Consider the following 20,551-nt stretch of genomic DNA (forward strand, 5'->3'; position numbering starts at 1 on the left):
GCGCATTGCCGGCGCGCTGCGCAAATTGCCGGCGCGCTGGGCATGTCGCCCGGCGCTGCGCGCGTCGCGCGTCGGCCCGGGCGTCACGCCTCCTCGTCGACGAACTCCTCCGGCACCGCGTTCGGGTCCCCGTTCTTGCGCAGCTCGTCCATCTCCGCCATGTACCGCTTCGTCGGCGTCTGCCCCTTCTGCCGCGTGTTCGGCGCATAGTCCTGCGACACGCGCCTGGCGGCGTCTCCGGACACGTGCTTCGGGCTGTCGTTCGGCTTCTTCGGGTCGTAGGTCACCCTGTTGTCCGGCGGCCAGCCGTAGGTGACCTTGCAGCCCTTCTCCTTCGCGAACTTGCGCATCTGGTTGCTGCACATGGGGCACGGCGGATACTGCCCGTTCATCTCCATGTGCCCTCCCCGGAGCTCGTCGTCCGAGAAGTGGTGTTTCGCCCATTCTATCGCCTGGCGCTCCGTGTGCGACTGCGCCTGGGTCGTCAGGCTCGTGTTCGTGGTGGGCGGCACGGACCAGTCGATCTCCGGGACCTTCTTCAGCACGCCGGGCGCGCTCGTGTATCCCGAGGAGAAGCCGCCGCCCTGCCCATCTCGGTGCCCTGCGGTGGGCCCGGGGCTGTAGACGTCCCCCGTGCTCGTCGTCAGCTGCACGTTGAGCTCGTGGAGCCCCTCGGGGTCGACGAAGCCGATGGGGTTCGGACAGTACATGTAGCGGTTGGGCCCCGCCGAGATACCCAGCGGATCCGGCGAGATGTACCGCCCGAGCGCCGGATCGTAATAGCGGTGCATGTTGTAGACGAGCCCCGTCTCGGGGTCGGCGTACTGGCCCTCGAACCGGAACGGCGTGTACGTCTTTCCGCCCGGCTTCACCTCGGTGACGCCGTAGGCCGTGCGGTCCAGGCGACACCCCACCTCGCCGCGCGCGTCCACGAGCTCTTCCGGGGTGCCCAGGATATCGCCGACATAGAACCACCAGGCCCCGGAGCCCGGCGCCTCGTCCCCCTCGGCGTGGTCGCGGTGGGCCCAGGGCACCCTGCGACCGGCCGCGTAGGCGTACGACCGCGCGGCGGCCCGGCGCGACCCGTCGGGCAGGTAGCTCGTCGTGTGCTCGTGGATCATCTGCGCCCCGCGCCACAGAAAGCGCGTCACGGCCGCGAGCCGCGGCGGTCCGCCCGGCTCCGGCAGGAGCACGCGCTTCTCGAGGCGCCTGTGGAAGAAGTCGTGGAGGAGCTCCACCCGCACGCCGTCCGGGCGCTCGACCGCCGCGAGCTGCCCGTGCGCGTTCCACGCGTAGCGCCAGCGCCGCGACGGGTCGCGGAGGTCGACCCGCTCGACGAGCCGGCCCACCGCGTCCCAGACGAGGCGCTCGCCGTCCTTCTCGACGAGCCGATCGCCGGGCGCGTAGGCGCGCCCCGTGCCGCCGGGCCGGACCTCGTGCAGGTTGCCCGTCGCGTCGTGCGTGAAGCGCTCGGGCGCGCCGGGCTCCGGCGACCGCTCGAGCAGCCGGCCGCGCTGGTCGTACGTGTACCGCGTGGCGCCGCGGCCGCCGTCCCAGCGCGCGAGCAGGTTGTCGCTCTCCGGCGCGAACTGGAACACCTTGTCGACCGTGGCGCCCCGGATGTCGAGGCCGACCCACGCCGGCTCGCCGGGCCGGACCGCGTGCGCCCCCGCCCGCACGACCGTGCGCCGCGTGAGCCGGTTGTGCGCGTCGTGCTGGTTCAGGAGGAGCGCGCCCTCGGGCAGGTGCACGGACTCCACGAGCCCGGCGCGGTCGCGTTGCTCGGCGACGACCGTCCGGGGATCCAGCCGGAAGATGCGCTCGCTGCGGAAGGGGCTCCGCTCGACGCGCTCCTCTTGGCCGAAGGAGGTGCGGAGGCCGACGACGAAGCCGACGGCGTCCCGCTGGAGCGCGACCGACTGCCGCGCGCCGCGCACCGTCTGCGTCTCCTCGACGACGTTGCCGACGCCGTCGTACGTGAACTCGACGCGGTAGCCGGGGCCCTCCACGGCCTCGATACGGTCGAGGAGGTCGTACGCGATGCGGACCTCCGTGTCGTCGCTGAAGGCGATCTGCGTCTCCCTCCCCGCCGCGTCGCGGGTCACGTCGAAGCGCTCCTCTGCCGCATTTCGCTGCCACGAGAGCCGCCCCATCGCGTCGTAGCCCATCCACCAGGCGCTGCCGTCGAAGGCCTCGATCCGGACGAGGTTGCCGCTCAGATCGCGCTCGTACGTCTCCACCTCGCCGCGCTCGTTGTGGCATTCGACGATCCAGCCCTCGTGGTTGTAGTAGGAGCGCACCTCGTCGCCGTTCGGGAGGCGCACGCCGCAGGGCCAGCGGAAGCCGCCCCAGAGATAGTGCGTCGTGCCTTGCTGGTCGGTGCGACTGGCCACGTTCCCCATCGCATCGTAGGTGAACGTGACGCGGCGACCGCCCGCGCGGGTCACCTCGAGGAGGCGCCCCGCCCTGGAGTACTGGTAATATTCGACGCCCCCCTTGGGATCGGTCCGCGACGTGATGCGACCCCAGTGGTCGTGCGTCCATCGCCAGACGGCGCCCGCCGGCGTTGTGACCTCGGCGAGGTTGCCGTGCGCGTCGCACGCGTACCGCCACTCGCCGCCGTCCGGATCGACCCGCGTCGTCATGAGGCTTCGCGCGTCGTACGTGTAGGTGGTCACGCGGCCGTTCGGGTTCGTGACCTGCACCGGGTTCCCCCGGTCGTCGCGGACACACACGCGTTCGCCACCCGCAAAGTCGATGTTGCGGACCACCTGGTCGTCCGCGTCGCGCTCGATGGTGAACACGCGCCCGAGCGGGTCCGTCTCCCGGATCAGGCTCCCTCGCCAGTTGTACTCGTACGTGCTCGTCCCGCCGAGCGGATCGGTGTGGCTCCGCTCCGCGCCGTCCTGCCCGATGACCCGGCTCGTCACGCCCGCGCCCACGGCGTGCGTGATGTCTCCTTCCTCGTTGGAGGTGAAGCGCTGGTACCGTACGGAGTCGTAGCGTTCGGTGTATCCCTGCTCGCCGAACTCGAGCTTGACGTGGAAGATGCCGCGGACCTTCGTCTGCCCGTCGCGGAGCAGCTCGGGCAGGCCGCGCCTCGCCAGCGCCGGATCCGGGGCGCCGCCGTAGTCTCCCCACGTCTCGACGCAGCGGCCGGCCGCGTCGTGGACGAAGTGGAACGTGAGACCCGAATCGTACGAATACCGCACGATGCGGTGGTCGTCATCGTACACGTAATGGATGGAGAGGCCGTCCGCGTCGGTGTAACGCACGAGATCGCCGCGGTCGTCGTAGGCGTACTGCGCGAAGACGAGGGTGGTGCGGGCCTCTGCGTTCGGCACGTCGATGGACGTGATGTGGCCGCGGTCGTCGCTCCTGAACCGGATGTGGCGCCCCGACGCGTCGAAGGCCGCGACGAGGCGGCCCCGGCGGTCGTGGTGCAGCGAGACGGCGTTGCCATTGAGGTGCTGGATGCGCCGCAGCCGGTAGACGCCGTCGCGCCCGGGCAGGAAGACATGGGTGAACTGATCCCCGGTGTCGAGGTAGTACCCCCGCTTGCCGCGGTGGAGCACCCAGCCGCCGTCGCCCAGGATCGTCGGGCTCTTGTCGTCGGGGCGGTCGAAGCGGACCTCGGCGCCGAAGCAGGCGCGGACAACGACCGAGCCGCGCTTCTCCTCGAGGCTCCACGCGAACGAGTGGCCCCAGCCGGGGCCGAGCCCCGCGTCCCGCGCGCGCTGGGCCGAGCTGTACTGGCGCTTGAACAGCAGGCGGAACACGCCGGGCAAGTCCAGGTCGGTGCTGGGCAGGGTGAACACCTCGCCGGTCGCCACATCGACCGGATCCCCCGCCGACGTCTTGCGGTGGCAGTTCGTGCAGCCGCCGAGGTTGCCCTGACCGCAATCGCCCGTCCCCTTGCCGCCGCCTTGCGCGTCCTTGCCGCCGTTCTTGCCGTCGCCGCCCTGGTCGCCGCCGTTGCCCTTCCCGCCGCGGCCGCCCTTTCCGCCGCCGGCGCCGCCGCCGCCCATGATGAAGACGCCGGGGTTCATTCCGGGGATGGCGGGGATGTTCGGAACCGGTGCTGTGCGCGCCATGGCCCCGATGGTCGCCGCGCCGGGAAAAGCCGTCAATGCGCTCGCGGCTCGGCGACCACCGTACGGCGGCGGGGCCCCGGCGGGGCCCCTGACCTACTGGCCCACGGTGAGGAACGCGACGCTGCTGGCCAGATCGGGGATGCAGAGGATGCGGCGCTCCGGATCGAAGCCGATGTCCGCGGCCGAGTCGAGGGCGTGATCCGCGGCGAGGTCGTACGCGAGCGCCCAGGTGCCGTCGGCCTCGACCCGGTAGATCTTGCCCGAGACCCACTCCGACACCCAGTACGCGTCGCCGTCCTTCTCGACGCCGTCGAACTTGCCGGCGATGTCGCCGAGCTGCGCGACGTCCTGGCCCGCGATGTCGATGGAGAGGACCGACCCGAGCTCGCCCTCGGTGCTGAGCTCCCCGCTGCCCACCATGACGAGCGAGCCGCCGTCGACGAGGACGCCGTTCGGGCCGGCTGCGTAGTCGAACTCCAGGAAGACCGCGGCGCTCTCGGGGTCGCCGGCGTCAAACCGATAGATGACCTGCGCCAGCGAGTCGGAGGCGTAGACCTGGCCCGCGGCCTCGTCGACGGCGACGTCGTTGACGAACTGGCCTCCTTCCAGCGGGTACTCGGTCGCGGTGCCGTCCGCGAGGGAGATACCGACGACCTTGTCGACGTCGGCCACGTAGAGGACGCCGTCGAGGACCCGCATCCCCTTCGGATCGCCGAGCCCCTCGAACCAGGTCGCGTCGACGACCGCCCCGTCCTCGTCGAGCCGGCTGATCCAGCCGGCCTCGCCCTCTCCACCGATGTTCGACACGTACCAGACCCGGTCCTCCGGATCCCAGAAGCAGCTCTCCGGGGTGGAGAACCCGTCTACCTTCCGGAACGTGTCGGCCGGTCCGCCGCCGGCGCCGCCCGCGCCGCCCGCGCCGCCGTCACCGCCGGAGCCACCCGCGCCGCCCTCGCCGCCTCTGCCGCCGTCTCCCTCGCCGCCGGTGCCGGACGACGTGCTCGCTCCGCTCGACGTGGTGCTGGTCCCGGAGCTACCGGCATCGTCGTCCCCGCACGCCCCGAGCAGGGGCGTGAGGCAGGCGGAGGCCAGCGCGACGTAATGTAGATGGCTCAAACTCATGATTCCCCTTGGTTTTTTCCTGGTCAGGTGAGCCCCTTCGTACGAGCGTTTGCGCTCCGGCGTCAACCGCCCCGCAGCGAGGTTCACGCGCCGCGTCGAGCGGCATCCGCTTCCACGCGGCGCACAGCGCGTCGTCGGGGGCCACGCCGCCCGCCGGGCGCTCGGTCGTGTCGAGCGTGGGATCGACGCCCGGGGGGGGCGTCCGTCGCGCACCGCGGCGCGACGTCGACCCCACGCGTCGCGCCGCCGGAGTGGCAGCTGTCGAGCACGACCGTCACGGTCGCCCGTTCCCGGTCGTGAGCGCGTCGAGGTAGTACGCGAGATCGAGATCGCGCAGGTGGCGCGTCGAGACGTCGCCGATGTCCATGGGCACGAGCGTCTCGTCGTACCCGTCACGCCCCTTCACCTCGGGGCACCGCGTGACGACGCGGCCCCCGTGGCCGGAGTAGTGGATGTACACGTGGTCGCCCGGCTGCGCCTCGGCGAGCAGCTTGTCCAGCGCCGCCTTGATGTTGACGTACGTGGGCCATTCGCTGCTCGGCCCCCCGGGCGCGCTGCCACCGACGCTGGGCGCAAGGAGCGTCTTGATGTCGTACGGCAGGGTGATCCGGGCGGACAGGGCTTCTCTGATGCGTCCAACATCGCTCACGCAGCCGCGCAACGACACGAACGTGGCGCCATTCGGGAGTCGGTTCGGAAGATAGAAATCGACGCCGATGAGGAGCGCCCGGAAGGTCGGACCCGCGTCCCGAGCGCTGCTCGTCCCCGCATCGTCAGGTTCGTGGTTCGGCGGATCAGCCATGAGGTGCCTCCTCCGCGTGGGGCATGAAGGCTCTGCCTCGGCGCTGGTCGTGGCGTGGATCGCCCGGGGCGAACGACGTCGCTGAAGCTGATGTCGAGCTGCGTTGGCTCGAGGTCAAGGGAATCTCCTCGCGATCTCGTCACTGTCACCGACCTCCGCGACATGCGCCCCTTCCTCGGGGCAGATCCGGGTTGGGTGTAGAACCTGCACCAGGACGAAACCGTTGAAGCTGTCGAAACGAGTAGACAAGGGAGCGACGTGCTCATCCGGGCCGTCGGCGCCGCGAACGTCGCGGCGCTCGCGAAGGAGGTCGGCCCGCGCCGGCACGAGCGGCAGTGGCGGGGCAGAGCGCTGTACGAGCCCGCCGGAGAGCACGAGTTCGTCAGCCCTGCGTCCTGCAAGACCCGCGGCCCATCATGTATGTTCGCTCGCATGAAATGGGATGCTCTCGTGATGGCCGGCTTGCTCTCAGTGAGCCTGTCGCGCGTGTCGCCTGCCGCAGAAGCGTGCGGCTCGATCTTCTTCGCGCCGGGAACCAGCAAGCTCGACGTTCCTTCTGTGACGCAGAAGGTGCGCTTCGCCGACATGGACAGGAACGGCGCCGACGACTGGATCTTGATCGAGCCCCGTCGATTCACGCTCCAGCTTCGCAACCGCGACGGCTCGCCGCTCGCCAGCGCGACGTACCCGGACGCCGGGGGCGGCGACGTGCTCCTGCGGCAGGTCGAGGTCGCCGATGTCACCGGCGATGGCCAGCTCGATTTCATCGTCAAGGACGACCAGGGCCTGTCCGTCGTCCAGCAGACGTCTGGCAACCTCACGCCGCTCGGAACCCTCGACGGCACGCTCAGCGCGCCCGAACACATCCCCCTGCTGCTCGCCGCCGGACACTTTCTCAGCCGGAGCCAGGCCGACATCGTCGTCGAGACGGCCGCGGGCGAGCTGCGGCTGTTCCACGCGTCGGGCGGTGTGTTCGGCGCGGTGGCGACGCTGAGCGATGTCGCCGCGCTGGAGAAGAGCTTCATCCACGCGGCTGCGATGCCCACGGGCGACGTGGATGGAGATGGCCTGCAGGACTTGCTGTACCCGTCCGCTGGCGGCCTCGCCATCGCCCAGAGGACCGCCTCGGGGAGCTTTCAGCCGAGCCATCGGCTGGCCATGGACGGAAGCTACGAGATCGGGGCGTTCGGCGACTTCGACGGCAACGGGCTTCAGGATGCGGCCGTTGTCGCGAGGCGCCCGGGCGCGTCGGGGAACGACGAGCTGCTGCTCCAGACGTGGCTGCAGGCCCCCGCGGGGACGTTCACCCCGCTGGAGCCCCAGAAGACGGGCTCCGTGAGGGGCCGGATGCTCGCGGCCGATCTCTCGGAGGACGGCGCCGACGAGCTGGTCGTCGGCGCATCGGTCGGGCGGCTTGTCGAGCGGCGGTGGAGCTTCACCGAGCGCGACCGGCTCGACGACGCGCCGGAAGCGCTGATCGACGTGACGGGCGATGGGGTGCTCGACCTCGTCATCGGAACGGAGATGGCCCGCGGCGTGCGCGCAGATCTCGCGGTCGAGGCGCTGGATGCGCCCACCCCCGTCAGGCCAGGTGGCTTCATCCACCTCCCGCTGTCGCTGACGAACCGGGGCCCGTCCCCGACGCGGGGCATTGCCCTCTCCGCTGAAAGTGGGGAGAACGGTCGTGTGGAGCTGCGCTGCGGCCTCGAGGATTGTGCCGATCTGGAGCTCGACGCCGGACAGAGCGTGCAATTCTCGGCCACCGTGAACGTCGGAGAGGGCGAGCACGTCGACCTGAGCGTCTCGGCGTGCAGCCGGTTGTTCGACGCCGACACGAGCAACAACCGCGCGGCGGTGCGGATCCCCATCGACAGCGAGGTGCGCGCCGACCTGTCCGGCGACGTGAGCATCATGATCGAGGGCTCGGACATCGCGCTCTATGCGAATGTGAGGAGCGCCGGCCCCTCGACGGCGCGTGGCGTGCGCCTGGAGCAGGAGCTGCCCGAGGGCATGGCGGGCGTCACCTGGACGTCGAACGAGGATGCTGGCTGCGCCGTGCAAGGGGGCAAGCTGACCTGCGAGCTTGCGGAGCTGGCAGCGTCCGACTCCTGGCCCGTCACCGTGCGCGGCAAGCTCGATTATCGAGGGCAGCGGGTCGAGACGTGGGTGACCGTCCGCAGCGACACGAAGGATCCGGACGAGAGCAACAACAGGTTCGGGCGCGTCGTGCCGGAAGGGTTCCTCGACGGGATCCTCGGCTCGTCGCCGGACGGGGACGGCGCGACCGGGGGCGGCTGCCGCTTCGTGGCATCTCCGCACGGCGCGGCGCCCCGGGCTCCATGGCTCGCGATCGCGGTGGCCCTGGCGCTCGGAGCCCGGCGAGCTCGCCGCGCGTGAGAGCGCCGCCCACGCGCGCTCCCGGCGCGCGGCGGAGCCCGGGCGGGCCCGCCGGCGGGGTCGGGCCCGCTCGGCCTCACTGGACCTGGATCGTGAACTCGTCCACGAGCCGCCCGTCCACGTCCTTGAAATACGCGGTCGCGCGCTTCGGGTCGCCGTCGACGTTGAAGCGGATGAAGAGGGCGCCGTAGTCGGCGGTGCCCGACATCAACGTCCCGTTCTTCACCCACTTGTTGCTCGCGATGTACGACGCCCACCACGTGTCGTCGTCGTGGCTGGCCGCCTCGTAGTCGCGGATGCCCACGCCGCCGAGGCCCGACACGAACACGAAGCTCCGGTCCGGGGCGAGCTCCACCAGGTTGAAGGCGCCGGTTTTACCATGGCCTGTCGACGCGTTGCCCACGTCGGTGAGGGTCAGCGTGCGCGCGTAGGAGTGCTCGTGCCCTGTGGCGATGATGGCGCCGGCGCTCATGCACTCCTGGTACGCGCTCCAGCCGACCTCGTTGCCCTTCCCGCCGACCTGCATGTCGTGCTGGTTCTTGTGCCAGGCGCACACGGACCAGATCGAGTCGTCATTCGCGAGCGAATCGTGAATGAAGTTCACCTGATCGGACGCGTTGGCGCCGCAGGTCGAGCGGAGCTCGCTCGTCCCGATGCAGGACTGCACGATGAACAGCCCGCGGTAGTTGCACGTCGCCTTGACGCCGAGCTCGCCCGTGCAGTTCATCGACGGCACGCGCGCGTGCCGGGCCTGGATGTAGCTGGCGTACCCGCTCGACCCGCCCCACGCCGCGGCGTCGTGGTTGCCGATGACGGCGAAGTAGGGGTAGTTCGAGCCGAGGATGCTGTTGATCCGGTTCTCCCAGGCGGTCGGGTTGTCGGCGTAGTCGAAGTCGCCGTTGTGGATCGTCGCGTCGGCGCCCTCGTCCGCGATCAGCTCGAGCACCGCGTCGGCGTTGCTGCCGTTGCCCTGGTCGCCGATGAAGGCGACGAGGAGCCCCGGGTCGGTCGAGCTGCCGCCGCTGCTCTGCGAGCCGTAGGTGATGGTGAGCTTGGGCCGCTGCGCCGCCGTGGCGTGCTCGGAGGAGGCGAAGTCGATGCCGTCCGTGTTCGACGTGCTCGCGATGAGGATGCCGTTGTTCGACGTCCCATCGACCCACGCCTGGACGAGCGCGACGCCGGCCGCGTTCAGCGTGATCGTCCTCGATCCGGTGCCGCCGGTGACGCTGCCGATGAGGCTGCCGCGGTCGGTCGAGCCCTTGGCGCCCGCGGTGGCCCACGCGGTCGAGCCTGTCGCGTTGTTCCAGGTGACAGCGGACTCGCTCCACGAGCGCTTCACCTCGTAGAGGTTGTACGTGTTCGAGGAGCCGTCGGTGACCTGGAGGGTGATCGACGCCGACTGGACGGTGCTCCCCGCGGGGATGCCGGAGACTGTCCACTTCAGCAGGCAGTACTTGTCCACGCCCGAGCCGTCGTCGCCGTCGACCTCGCACGAGGTCGCCGCGCCGAAGTTCGTCGTCGCGGAGCCCTCCTTGATGGTCGCGTCGGTCGAGCCCGAGTACGACGAGCTCGGGAGCGAGCCCTGCTGAAAGGAGACCGTGGTCAGCGCCTGCCGCGCCTCCAGGACCTCCTCGATGGCGTCATCGGCTGCGCAGGCGTTGACGACCGCGACCGCCGGGAGCGCGGCGCAGAGGACGCCTCTCGACAGCCGGGTCCAGAACGTCCTGGGCCGCTCGTGTACGTGGGATTCAGCTCGCGCGCGCGAGGTCTGCATGGATTCGTGCCTTCCTTCTTCCGGGGTTCACGTCGATGCGTTCGTTGCGCGCGCAACGTAGTGGAAGAGGCGTTGAACAAGGCTCTACGTTTTGGTGATGATTCTGTTGCTTTGTCCGACATGCGCGCGAGCGCCCACCCTCTCGGCCGCGCGGGGCGGCGCGGGATGACGCCGACCGTCGGTCAGTAGAGATCTCCTGTGCACTGGACGGCGAAGCTCCCTGTCGCGTCGCGCGTGCAGTCAGGGGCGCCGGTACACCCCCCTTTGCCGGGGACGAGGGACGCAGCGGTCATGCAGTCGCAGGACGGCTCCGCCTGGCAGGAGGACGGTATCGCCTTGCAGGTCCTGCGCGTCGGCATCTTGAAGATCTCGTCGTGAGGATCCTCGACGATCTGGCAATACGCGTCGGTCGCGCTGCAGAAGTAGCTGCCGCAGGCGGATGTCCCCGGGGGCGCGGCGCCGGCGCACTCCTCGCCGCCGCCGATGCTCACGCCGGCGCGCGCGGCCTCGCAGGCGTTCGGGTAGACGCGCCCGTCGCAGGCGCAGACCTGGGTCGGGGTGGCGGTGTCGCACGACGTGGGGCGCTGCTGGCAAACGCCGTAGTTGCCGGGGACGACGCCACCCTCGCCGCAGTCGCCCGGCGGGTAAACGCAGTACTGAGCCGGACCGCACGTCGCGGAGCCGCACGACCCCGGCTCGCCGCTCGGCGCGTCCGGTCCGCACGCCGCGAGCAGCACGGCGGCGGCGACGGCGCTCGCGATCGCCGCTGCGCCGTATCTCGCTCCCGGCGCGCGACGCGGCGCCGGGCGCCGCACCTCTGTCGTCGTCGGTAGACTCATGTCGATTCCTCCTGTGATGAGACCGTCGACCGAGCCTGGGAGAGCGCATGCGCGTGCGCGCACAGGAAGCCAGCCGCGTCGCCAGGGGGCGTCCACCGGTTCCGTGGTGGAAGAAAAATGAACAAGAGAAAATTGAACCACAGAGGCACAGAGGGCACAGAGGGGGAGAGAGAGAAGAAGAAAGAAAAATAATTATTTGTCCTCTGTGCCCTCTGTGCCTCTGTGGTTCTTTTTCTCCTGAAATTGAGGACGAACCTGGGCGAACAGCGGCTGGCGCGGCTCGGTCGCGTCTTGGTGCAGCGAAATGGAGCTGGATGAAGAGAAACCGCCAAGGACGCCAGGGACGCCAAGAAGCCACGAGGAGCCAGAATCCATCTGCCTGGCGTCCTGGCGTCTTGGCGGTTTTATCTCGTTCTCTTCGGAGCTCCGTATAGAGGAAGCAAGCGACCTCTTGTGCAACAAGTCGGTGTCGAGGCAGGGGCAGTGCCTGCTGCGCGCCGCGTGTCCGCCACGCGCCGGTACGCGCCGGTCGATGCGCCGGTCAATCGAGGTCGGGGCGCGCGCTGCCCATGCCGATGGCCCACGCCATCGTGTAGCGCGCGTTGATCTCGCACCGCGGGTTCCAGCGCAGCGCGCCGCGCTCGTCCTGCCAGCGGAAGGCGTCGATCCCGAAGGGGCCGAAATAGCCGGCGCCGGCGAGCGCCTCGCCGGCCTCCTGCGCGGCGTCGACGAGCCGACGGCGCTCGCCGACGTCGAGGTCGGCCTCGGCGGCGAGCGCCGCGCCAAGGTACGCGCCGCCGTCGTCGCAGCGCTGCACGCACGGGGCGCCGAGGCGCACCGCGCCGCCGCGGGCGACGTGGCCGTGCAGGGAGAAATCGCCGCGGCGGTCGACCCAGGGCTCGACCTGGAGGCCGCCCTCCGGAGAGGCGGGGGGGAGCGACGCGACGGCCCAGGGGCGCGCGTCGGGCGGCAGCGCGCCGCGGGCGACGCGGCGGCGGCCACGCCCGGCGAACCCGAACGGCCGCTTGAGCAGCCAGTGGCCCGACGGCGTTGGCCCGGCGATCGCGGCCTCGAGCTCGGACAGCGTGGCGACGTAGCGCGCGCCGGGCAGCGTCTGGCCGAGGGCCGCGCAGAAAGCGCGGTGGTTGACGCGGCGGAGCACGTCGAGCGGCGGCGCCTCCGCCGCGGCGACGCCGGCGCGGGCGAGGAGGCGGCGGGCGCGGGGCGTCGGGCAAAAGGCGCGGCCGACGAGCGGCACCCCGGGCGGCGCCGGCGGCACGAGCGGGGAGGGGAGGGCGGGGCTCAGCACGACGTCGCCGGGGCGCAGCAGCGCCGCGATCCGGCCGGCGAGATCCGGAGCGCGGCCGGCGACCGCGGCGCGCGGGGTGTAGCCCGCGGGGCGCGCCAGCTCCTCGTCGGCGTCGAAGTTCAGGACCCAGGCGCTCGCTCGGTCTCGGTCCATGCGGCCAGCGCGTCGATGAAGGCGTCGGGGAGGCCCGACCGGCTGCGGTCGCGGCGGTTCATCGGCTCGCCCCGCATGAGCAGCGGCGAGAGGGGCGCCGGGATGTGGCGGACCCAGGTCTCGAAGTCGATCGGCCCGGCCGGCGGGGCCGGTCCGGCCGGCGGGGCCTCGCTCGGCCCCGGCGGCGCGTCTCCAGCCGGCCCCGACAGCGCGTCTCCGCCCGGCCCCGGCGGCGCCGTCGTCGCGGGCCCGGCGCCCGCGCCCGCCTGCGTGAAGCGGCGGAACCAGCGGACACCGAAGCGCACGTGCGGGATCTCCTCGGCGCAGACCCGCTCGGTCAGCGCGGCGCCGTCGTCGTCGCCGATGGCGCGGAAGCGCTCGGCGAAGCGCGCGGTGTGGTCGAGGTTGCCGCCCTCGAGGCCCATCCCCATCACGGCCACGAACTGCGCTGGCGACGCGGCGGAGGGCACCCGCGACCAGAACCAGTCGCGCACGGGGAAATCGCCGAAGCGGTGGCCGATCGCGGCGAGGTAGCGGGCGTAGAGCTGCATGTGGCGCACCTCGTCGAGGGCGATGCGGACGAGGCCGCCGCGGAAGGCGCGCGGCGTCTCCGGGAAGGCGAGGAGCGCCCACGCCATGAGCTCCGCGGCCTGGAGCTCGTGGTGCAGGAAGGCGTGGAAGAGCTGCGCGCGGCGCGCGGGGTTGCGCAGCGCCTCGGGCCCCGGGCTCTTCTGGGCGCGCGCCGAGACGCGCAGCGCGGCGGGCCGCCCGGGCCGCTCGATGCGGCGCGGCGGGGGCGGCGCGGCGTCCGACTCCCAGACGGAGGGCACGGGCGGCGGAGCGAGCTTGTGCTCGAGGTCGGTCGAGAGCACGTAATCCCAGGCCCAGCGCTCGACGGTGCCCGGCGGAGGCGCGTCGCTTGGCGGTGCGGAGAGGGACGGCATGGCGCGGCAGGACGGGGAGGGCCGGTGTCCTACCACAGCTCCGGCGGGCCCGCGCGCGTCAGCGACGCGGCCGAGGGCGCCTGCCGATCGTCGGCGACGCGCTCGAGGGCGCCTGCCGCGCGTCGGCGACGCGCCCGCCGGTCGCGTGCGCCGGGCCAGCGCTCACCGGCGTCAGGTCATCGCGGCCGCCATGTCACGTTGACAAAGGTCTCGGCGTCGGGACGACATTTTGCCGGGGAATAAACCAGAACATCGAAGATCGCGCGGGAAACAGCCGGTCGAGGGCGGTGGCTTACGCCTTGCTCCGAGAGGATCGCATGAAGGCGGAGCGGCGTTCCCAGGCGGTCGACAGGAAGCGCGAGGAGCAGACAGTGCTGGTCATCGGCGGAAGCGGGGGCATGTCCAGCCGCTACCGCGATGTGGTCGAGAAGCACGGCTTGTCGCTTCGCCACTACGAGAACCGCGTGCCGCCCGGCGCGCGCCGCGGCGTCGGGCGGATCGCGCTGATCGTGATCATGGTGACGATGGTCTCGCATGCCCTGCGCGACCAGATGCAGAGCCTGGCGGCGGACGGCGCGCCCGTCGTGTACCTGCGCAGCGCCTCGGTCTCCGCGCTGCGGGCCGCCCTCGAGCAGCAGACCGGCTGACGCCGGGTCAACCTGCCGCGGCCGGGGTGAATCGCCCCGGCGCCCGCGATCGCCGGCGGTCCCGGCGGACACGTCGCCTCCCGCCTCCTCGCCACGCCTGCCGCCTCCTCGCCACGCCTCCCATCCCCTCGTGACCAGCTCCAGGGCTCATGTCCCGGGCCGGCCCACCGGCCGCTTCCGCACGGCTCGCCCGCTGACGGCGCGCTCGCGCGTCGCGCGATGACACGCTGACGCGCACGCCTGGGTGATGGGGGAATTCCCGCTCCTTGCCGGAATGATGGAACCGCCAAGACGCCATGAGACGCCAAGATTTTTTTGTTTTCTTGGCGTCCTTGGCGTCTTGGCGGTTTCAAGGCCCCCCACCTCCGGCCGAAGGACCCCACGACCCACGCGCGCGCCTCGCGCGATGACACGCTGACGCGCACGCGCGCGCCTCGCGCGATGACACGCTGACGCGCACGCGCGCGCCTCGCGCGATGACACGCTGACGCGCACGCGCGCGCTCGAAAGAAGCCCAGCCACCGGGGCGGCTCAATGCCTGACCGGGCTCCGCGAGCCGGCCGGGACTGCCGCCCGGGGGCGCGCCATCGCGGCGCTCGGACTCCCCATGTCACGGTGACAAGGACGCTCGCGCGGCGAGGACAAATTGCCCCGATTTGCCCGGGAATAGAGCGCGATCTCGATGTTCGCGCGGGAGAACGCGCGCCGTGGAGCGTGGCTTGGGCCTTGCTCAATCGGTGTTCGAGGGAGATCGCATGAAGGCGGAGCGTCGTTCTCAGGCGGCAGGCAGGAAGCGCGAGGAACAGACGGTGCTGGTCGTCGGGGGCAGCGGGGGCATGTCCAGCCGCTACCGCGATGTGGTCGAGCAGCACGGCTGGTCGCTGCGCCATTACGAGAACCGCGTGCCCCCGGGGGCGCGCCACGGCGCGGGAAAGGTCGCGCTCATCGTGATCATGGTGACCATGGTCTCGCACGCGCTGCGCGAGCAGATGCAGCGCCTCGCCGACGACGGCGCGCCCGTCGTGTACCTGCGCAGCGCCTCGGTCTCCGCGCTGCGGGCGGCGCTGGAGCAGCGGGCGGCGCTCGAGCAGCGCGCCGCCTGACCGCCGCGACGGGCGCCGCGCCGCCTGACCGCCGCGGCGGGCGCCGCGCCGCCTTCAGCGCACGCCGACGAGCCGCTGCATGAGGCGCTGGAACTCGGGGACCGAGAGATCGATGTGCTCGACCACACGGCCGTAAAGCGTGGCCGTCGGCACGTTGCGGCCGCCGAACTCCCGCTCGAGCTCGGAGAGCTTCCACAGGATGATGCGCTCGGCGCGGGTCAGCCCGTCGCGCACGTCCGGGATGTTGTCGAACGGGGATCGCCTCGTGGACATGCTCCGGCTCCTCTCGCTCACTGGACAACGCCGAGCACGCGCTGCTGCCGCGCGAGCTCCGCCGCGTTCTTGAGCGCCTCGAACAGCTCGCGCGACGCCGGCAGCCCCCGGAGCACGAGCTCGGGATCGCTCGCGTCGCGCGTGAACACGCGGATCTCCGCGATGTCGAGCAGCCGCTCCAGGAACGTCTGGCGGAGATCGATGTCGTGCACCCGCCAGAGCTGGAGGGTCTCGACCCGCTTCGCGAACAGGCCAGCCTCGTAGTCGATCGTGCGGTCGGTGATCTTGTAATGGAGGCTCTTGCGCTTCCAGTGCAGGATGCCGAGCCACACGAGGCCCACCAGCACGAGCGAGAGCACGCCCGCCGCCACGTACGACCAGAACCACGCCTTCCAGCTCGGCGTCCCCTCGAAGATGACCCGCGCCCCGCCCGGCGAGGGCGCGAGCGCGCCGCCGGCGGGGGCGAGCGCGCCGCCGGCGGGGGCGAGCGCGCCGCCGGCGGGGGTGAGCGGCGCAGCGGAGACCGCGGCGGCCGCGCGCTCCTCGAGCATGCTGCCGCAGTAACGGCACTTGATCGCGGCGTCCTGGATCTGCTCCGCGCAGAAGGGGCACGGTTTCACGCGGGCGATTGTAGTACGGCGCCGGTCGCGCGGTCACGCCGTCGCGCGGTCGCGCCTCGGGCACGGTGGTCGCGCGTCGCGCCTCGGGCACGGTGGTCGCGCGTCGCGCCTCGGGCACGGTGGTCGCGCCGTCGCGCCTCGGGCACGGTGGTCGCGCGTCGCGCCTCGGGCACGGTGGTCGCGCGTCGCGCCTCGGGCACGGTGGTCGCGCGTCGCGCCTCGGGCACGGTGGTCGCGCCGTCGCGCCTCGGGCAGGTCGTCGCGCGGCGCGGCCGGGAGGCGCGGAGCGGCGTCGCACCGGCGACCGGGCGGCTCGGTGCGTCACGATACAGCGCCGGCGATCGTGCGCGCCGCCGGCGGGCCGCGATTGCATTCGCCGGTGACCCTCGTCAGGATCGCTCGCACCCGGCACGAGACACGCCTGCGTCAGGCCGCCCGGTGGAGCGATCTCGATGAGCAACGTCAAGGGCAACGCGCTGGGGGGGTTCAAGAGCTTCGTCGCCGCTCAGCACGGCGCCGCCGGCGTGGCCCGGTGGCTCGAGTGCCTGAGCCCGGAGGACGCCGCCCGCGTGGGCGGCATCGTCCTGCCGCACATCTGGTATCCCGTGAGCCTCTGGAACAGCCTCGTCGACCGCTACGTGGCGCTCTACGGGGCCGGCCATCCGCAGTGCTTCCGGGCCGTGGCCAACGCCATCGCCGAGGAGGACATGCAGCGGTTCTTCACCGTCCTGATGAAGGCCGCGTCCCCCGAGACCGTGCTGCACCGGTCCTCCTCGCTCTGGGAGCGCTACTTCGACGAGGGCACCATGGAGGCGACCGAGGTGGCGCCGCGGCGCTTCACGGTCCGCCTCTCCGCGTCGCGGCTCCCGGACCGCGGCCCCGGGCCGGTGACCTGCGCGGTGGGCGTCCCGGCGTGGCAGGAGCGGATCATGGCCCGCATCGGCGTCAAGGAGAGCCGCACCCTGCACACCCGCTGCCGCTTCCGCGGCGCCAGGGCCTGCGAGTTCGAGGTCACCTGGTCGTGACCGGAGCCCGCTACCCACCCTGCGGGAGCTGGGCGCGGGGCGCCGGCGCGGCCAGGGCGGGCGCGGGCCGCTGGAACACGCGCGCGAGCGCGGCCGCGGCGGCGTGGTAGCCGCACATGCCGTGGACGCCGCCGCCGGGCGGCGTCGAGCTGGAGCAGAGATAGAGCGACGGGTTGGGCGTCGCGTACGGATCGAGGCTCGCAACCGGCCGCGCGAAGATCTGGATCCAGTCGTTGGCGCCGCCCGCGATGTCGCCGCCGACGTAGTTCTCGTTGTAACGCTGCCAGGCGGCGGGGGCGTGGACGGCGCGCGCGCGCACGAGATCGCGGAACCCCGGGGCGAAGCGCTCCATCTGCGCCTCGATGCGCGGGGTCATGTCGACAGCGCAGCCGGACGGCACGTGGCAGTAGACCCAGGCCGTGTGCTTGCCGGCAGGGGCGCGCGTGCCGTCGAAGAGGCTCTGCTGCGCCACGAGGCAGAAGGGGCGCTCCGCGGGCGCGTCGCGGTCGAGCGACCGCTCGGAGGCCGCTATCTCGTCGAGCGCGCCGCCCACGTGCACCGTGGCCGCGCGGGCGGCGGCGGGCGCCTTCCACGGGATGGGGCCGTCGAGGGCGTAGTCGACCTTGAACACGCCGGGGCCGTGGCGGAAGCGCTCGAGGCGGCGGCGGTAGCCCGCCGGGAGGCGGTCGCCCGCGATGCGGGCCATGGCCGAAGGCGTCGTGTCGAACAGGTAGGCGCGCGCCTCGGGGAGCTCGTCGAGCGACGTCACCGCGCGGCCCGTCTCGATCTCGCCGCCGCGCGCGCGCAGGATGGCGGCCAGGGCGTCCACGAGCGCCTGGGAGCCGGTGCGCACGAGCGGCCAGCCCGCGGCGTGCGCCGCGAGGGCGAGCACGATGCCGAAGGAGGCCGAGAACAGCGCCTCGAGCGGCAGGAACGCGTGCGCCGCGCAGCCGGCGAGCAGCGCGCGCGCGGCGTCGCCGCGGAACGTGTCGCGCGCGAGCCCGTCGGCCGAGCGGATGGCCGAGAGGCCGAAGCGCGCGAGCAGGAGCGGGTGGCGCGGCGGGATGCGCAGCGGGCCGAGCAGCTCCCGGAACAGGGCGCCCTCGTGCGCGAGGAGCGGCGCGAACAGGCCGCGCCAGGAGGCCGCGTCCTCCTCGCCGAGCGTCTCGGCCATGCGATCGAGGTCCTGGTAGAGAACGCCGGCCCTGCCGTCGGGCAGCGGGTGCGCGAGCGCCGCCTCGGGGTAGATCCAGGCGACGCCGTGCTCCGCGAGCGGCAGCGTCCGGAAGAAGGGCGAGATGACCGCGGTCGGGTGGATGGCGGAGCAGACGTCGTGGCGGTAGCCGGGCCCGGTGAGCTCGGCCGTGCGCGCGCCGCCGCCCACGGTGGCGCGCGCCTCGATCACGCGCACCTGGAGGCCGGCCCCGGCCAGCGCGACGGCCGCGGCGAGCCCGTTGGGGCCCGCCCCGATCACCACGGCATCCACGGCGTCAGGCCCCCGGGCAGCCGGCATGGGAGGAGGGGGTACCCCATCGCGGGGTGGACGGGAACGAAAAGCGTTGCTGGGCCCGGCGACCGAGCGCGTACGCCGGGCCGCGATCTGTCGGGCGTCGCTGGGCCCGGCGACCGAGCGCGCGTGCCCGGCCGCGATCAGTCGGGCACGGCGACGATCTCGCCGGTCGAGTACAGCGCGGAGGTGTCCCAGACGAGCCCGGGGGCGAGCGGCAGGGCGATGTTCACCTCGGAGAACGAGCCCGCGAGGGCGCCGCTCCAGCCGAGCAGGGTGACGGTGTCCCCGGCCTGGAAGCGGAAGGACGCGTCCTCGGCGCGGACCTCCAGCGCCCCGTCGAGGCTCACGTCCCCGTCGACGTACAGGAGCGGCGCGGCGCTCGGCCCCGCGACGGTGAGGCTCATGCTGGCGAGCCTGCCCTGGCCATAGCTCCCGGCGATGACGGTCGACGCATGGACCTCGCCCACGACCAGCGCGCCGAATATCGTGTTGGACAGAGCGCCCCCGAAGAAGCCTGTCTCGAGCCGCCCTTCCACGAAGCTGAAGTCGGTGCTGTCCCGGAGCTCGATCGAGCCGGCGGTGAGATCGCCGTTCTTCAGGTAGATGGCCCAGCTCGAGCCACCGGGGTCGCCGGGCAGCGGCGCGACCTGGAGGGCGCCGCCGATGCTGACGGATCCTCCGCCGTCGATGTGCAGCGCCGGATACACCGGAGAGCTCAAGGACGCGAGGACGACGACATCGCCGTCGTTCGTCCACGATGAGTCGACGTCATCGAGGAGGATGTAGCCCGCGCCGGCCCGCGAGCGGAGCACCGTCAAGCCGGTCACCAGCGCTCCGTGAGCCCCGAGGACCACCCCGCCGAACCCGGCCTCGCCCCCCACCTCCAGGAGCCCCGGGTTCGTCCAGGTGCCGCCCCAGCCGCTCACCGTGACGACGCTGTTCTCGTAGTTGTTGCCGACCACCGCGGCGTTCACCGTGGAGAGCTCGCCCCGGTAGATGGATATCTGCGCGGCCCTGCCGCCCCCGCCGACGTTGAAGATCCCCGTGTTCACCCAGCTCGTCCCCGAGCCCGTGATGCTCGCGTGGATAGGGCCGAGCGGGGTCCTGTAGCCGGTGTAACCGAACAGCACGTCGTGCGAGAAGAAGGTCGCGCCTCGCCGGAGATCGAGCCTGCCGCCCCACATATGGCCGATGTGGGTCATGGACCGGCTCGTCAGGGTCGCGTCGTATCCTTCGACGAGCACCGTGCCGTGGGTGTGGGGGTACGGCCCGCTGACCACGAGATCGCCGGTGACCACCTGCGCGCCCCGCCGCACGATCAGCGTGCCGGTGGAGGACTCGTGTCCTCCGAGCTCGAGGAGACCCTCGTTGATCCACGTCGACCCGTACCCGGTGACCTCGACCGTGCCGTCGCCCTCGTCCCACGGCCCCCCGAGGATGGCGGCGGCGCTGTGCACCGTCCCCCGGTTGGAGACGAGCAGGCTCCCCGAGCCGGGCACGCCCTGCGTCGTGCCGCCGACGAGCAGGGCGCTCGGCACGAGGTCCCACGGGTCGGCCGGGCTCGCGGGCCACACATCGCCGGAGGCGGTCACATCCGCGCGCGCCGCGCCGGCCGCGCTCACCCACATTGCCGCGAACAGCGCCGGCGCGACGCATCGAACATGCTGGCTCATGAGGTTCCTCCTCCGCGAAGCAATGGGCCCGTGAAGCGTCGGTGTGGATCGCGCTCCCGGATGGACCCGCGGGGCGGACGCGCGGCCGACACGCCACGATCGAGAGCTGGTCATGAGGGCCGCGCGGCGGGAATACCACCTTGGTCGTACGCGCGGGCGTTCGCGGACGCGCGTCGCGCACGACACGCGAAGAAGCGCGGGGCGCGAGGACGACGGCCGGACCGCGCTGCCTTGAAATCTTGCTCCCCTGCGTGCGCGCTGGCACG

The 20,551-nt window shown here is 72.1% G+C and carries 15 protein-coding genes; 4 read left to right on the plus strand and 11 right to left on the minus strand.

Features of this window, described 5'->3' with window-relative positions:
* Positions 1–83 precede the first annotated feature (83 nt).
* The 3 genes from WMF24_RS05260 to WMF24_RS05270 form a co-directional block, all read right to left on the minus strand.
* Positions 84–4,094, minus strand: coding sequence for an RHS repeat-associated core domain-containing protein (locus WMF24_RS05260; RefSeq protein WP_437735244.1), 4,011 nt, complete (start codon positions 4,092–4,094; stop codon positions 84–86).
* A 93-nt stretch (positions 4,095–4,187) separates the two neighbouring features.
* A complete protein-coding gene (locus WMF24_RS05265) occupies positions 4,188–5,210 on the minus strand; it encodes an SMP-30/gluconolactonase/LRE family protein (RefSeq protein WP_437735245.1) in 1,023 nt (340 codons plus the stop codon).
* A gap of 280 nt (positions 5,211–5,490) precedes the next feature.
* A complete protein-coding gene (locus WMF24_RS05270) occupies positions 5,491–6,018 on the minus strand; it encodes a caspase family protein (protein ID WP_437735246.1) in 528 nt (175 codons plus the stop codon).
* Positions 6,019–6,450: 432 nt separating this feature from the next.
* Here WMF24_RS05270 and WMF24_RS05275 point away from each other — a divergent pair, with 432 nt between their 5' ends.
* Entirely contained in the window at positions 6,451–8,415 is a 1,965-nt protein-coding gene (locus WMF24_RS05275) for an FG-GAP-like repeat-containing protein (protein ID WP_437735247.1), read from the plus strand.
* 76 nt (positions 8,416–8,491) lie between these two features.
* Here the strand turns inward: WMF24_RS05275 and WMF24_RS05280 are convergent, their stop codons facing one another.
* The 4 genes from WMF24_RS05280 to WMF24_RS05295 form a co-directional block, all read right to left on the minus strand.
* Positions 8,492–10,189 carry a DNRLRE domain-containing protein gene (locus WMF24_RS05280; RefSeq protein WP_437735248.1) on the minus strand — a complete coding sequence of 566 codons (1,698 nt, stop codon included), beginning with the start codon at positions 10,187–10,189 and terminating at the stop codon, positions 8,492–8,494.
* 182 nt (positions 10,190–10,371) lie between these two features.
* Positions 10,372–11,028 carry a hypothetical protein gene (locus WMF24_RS05285; protein WP_437735249.1) on the minus strand — a complete coding sequence of 219 codons (657 nt, stop codon included), beginning with the start codon at positions 11,026–11,028 and terminating at the stop codon, positions 10,372–10,374.
* 541 nt (positions 11,029–11,569) lie between these two features.
* A complete protein-coding gene (locus WMF24_RS05290; RefSeq protein WP_437735250.1) occupies positions 11,570–12,490 on the minus strand; it encodes a hypothetical protein in 921 nt (306 codons plus the stop codon).
* A complete protein-coding gene (locus WMF24_RS05295; RefSeq protein ID WP_437735251.1) occupies positions 12,457–13,434 on the minus strand; it encodes a DUF455 family protein in 978 nt (325 codons plus the stop codon). The genes WMF24_RS05290 and WMF24_RS05295 overlap by 34 nt, the downstream gene beginning before the upstream one ends.
* Positions 13,435–13,751: 317 nt before the next feature.
* Here WMF24_RS05295 and WMF24_RS05300 point away from each other — a divergent pair, with 317 nt between their 5' ends.
* Complete coding sequence (locus tag WMF24_RS05300) at positions 13,752–14,081, plus strand: DUF2325 domain-containing protein (RefSeq protein ID WP_437735252.1); 330 nt, start codon at positions 13,752–13,754, stop codon at positions 14,079–14,081.
* Between the two features lie 755 nt (positions 14,082–14,836).
* On the plus strand, positions 14,837–15,184 hold the full coding sequence (locus WMF24_RS05305) for a DUF2325 domain-containing protein (RefSeq protein ID WP_437735253.1): 348 nt from the start codon (positions 14,837–14,839) through the stop codon (positions 15,182–15,184).
* 54 nt (positions 15,185–15,238) lie between these two features.
* On the opposite strand, the gene WMF24_RS05310 is transcribed toward WMF24_RS05305, so the two are convergent.
* A complete protein-coding gene (locus WMF24_RS05310) occupies positions 15,239–15,457 on the minus strand; it encodes a hypothetical protein (RefSeq protein WP_437735254.1) in 219 nt (72 codons plus the stop codon).
* Between the two features lie 17 nt (positions 15,458–15,474).
* Positions 15,475–16,077 carry a PH domain-containing protein gene (locus tag WMF24_RS05315; RefSeq protein WP_437735255.1) on the minus strand — a complete coding sequence of 201 codons (603 nt, stop codon included), beginning with the start codon at positions 16,075–16,077 and terminating at the stop codon, positions 15,475–15,477.
* 452 nt (positions 16,078–16,529) lie between these two features.
* Here WMF24_RS05315 and WMF24_RS05320 point away from each other — a divergent pair, with 452 nt between their 5' ends.
* Positions 16,530–17,102, plus strand: a complete 573-nt coding sequence (locus WMF24_RS05320; RefSeq protein ID WP_437735256.1) for a hypothetical protein — start codon at positions 16,530–16,532, stop codon at positions 17,100–17,102.
* Between the two features lie 10 nt (positions 17,103–17,112).
* Here WMF24_RS05320 and WMF24_RS05325 read toward each other — a convergent pair whose 3' ends face one another.
* Both WMF24_RS05325 and WMF24_RS05330 read right to left on the minus strand, forming a co-directional pair.
* On the minus strand, positions 17,113–18,615 hold the full coding sequence (locus tag WMF24_RS05325) for a phytoene desaturase family protein (protein WP_437735257.1): 1,503 nt from the start codon (positions 18,613–18,615) through the stop codon (positions 17,113–17,115).
* A 137-nt stretch (positions 18,616–18,752) separates the two neighbouring features.
* A complete protein-coding gene (locus WMF24_RS05330) occupies positions 18,753–20,285 on the minus strand; it encodes a hypothetical protein (protein ID WP_437735258.1) in 1,533 nt (510 codons plus the stop codon).
* Between the last annotated feature and the right edge of the window lie 266 nt (positions 20,286–20,551).

The sequence above is a fragment of the Sorangium sp. So ce1335 genome, assembly GCF_051521615.1.
GTDB lineage: Bacteria > Myxococcota_A > Polyangia > Polyangiales > Polyangiaceae > Sorangium.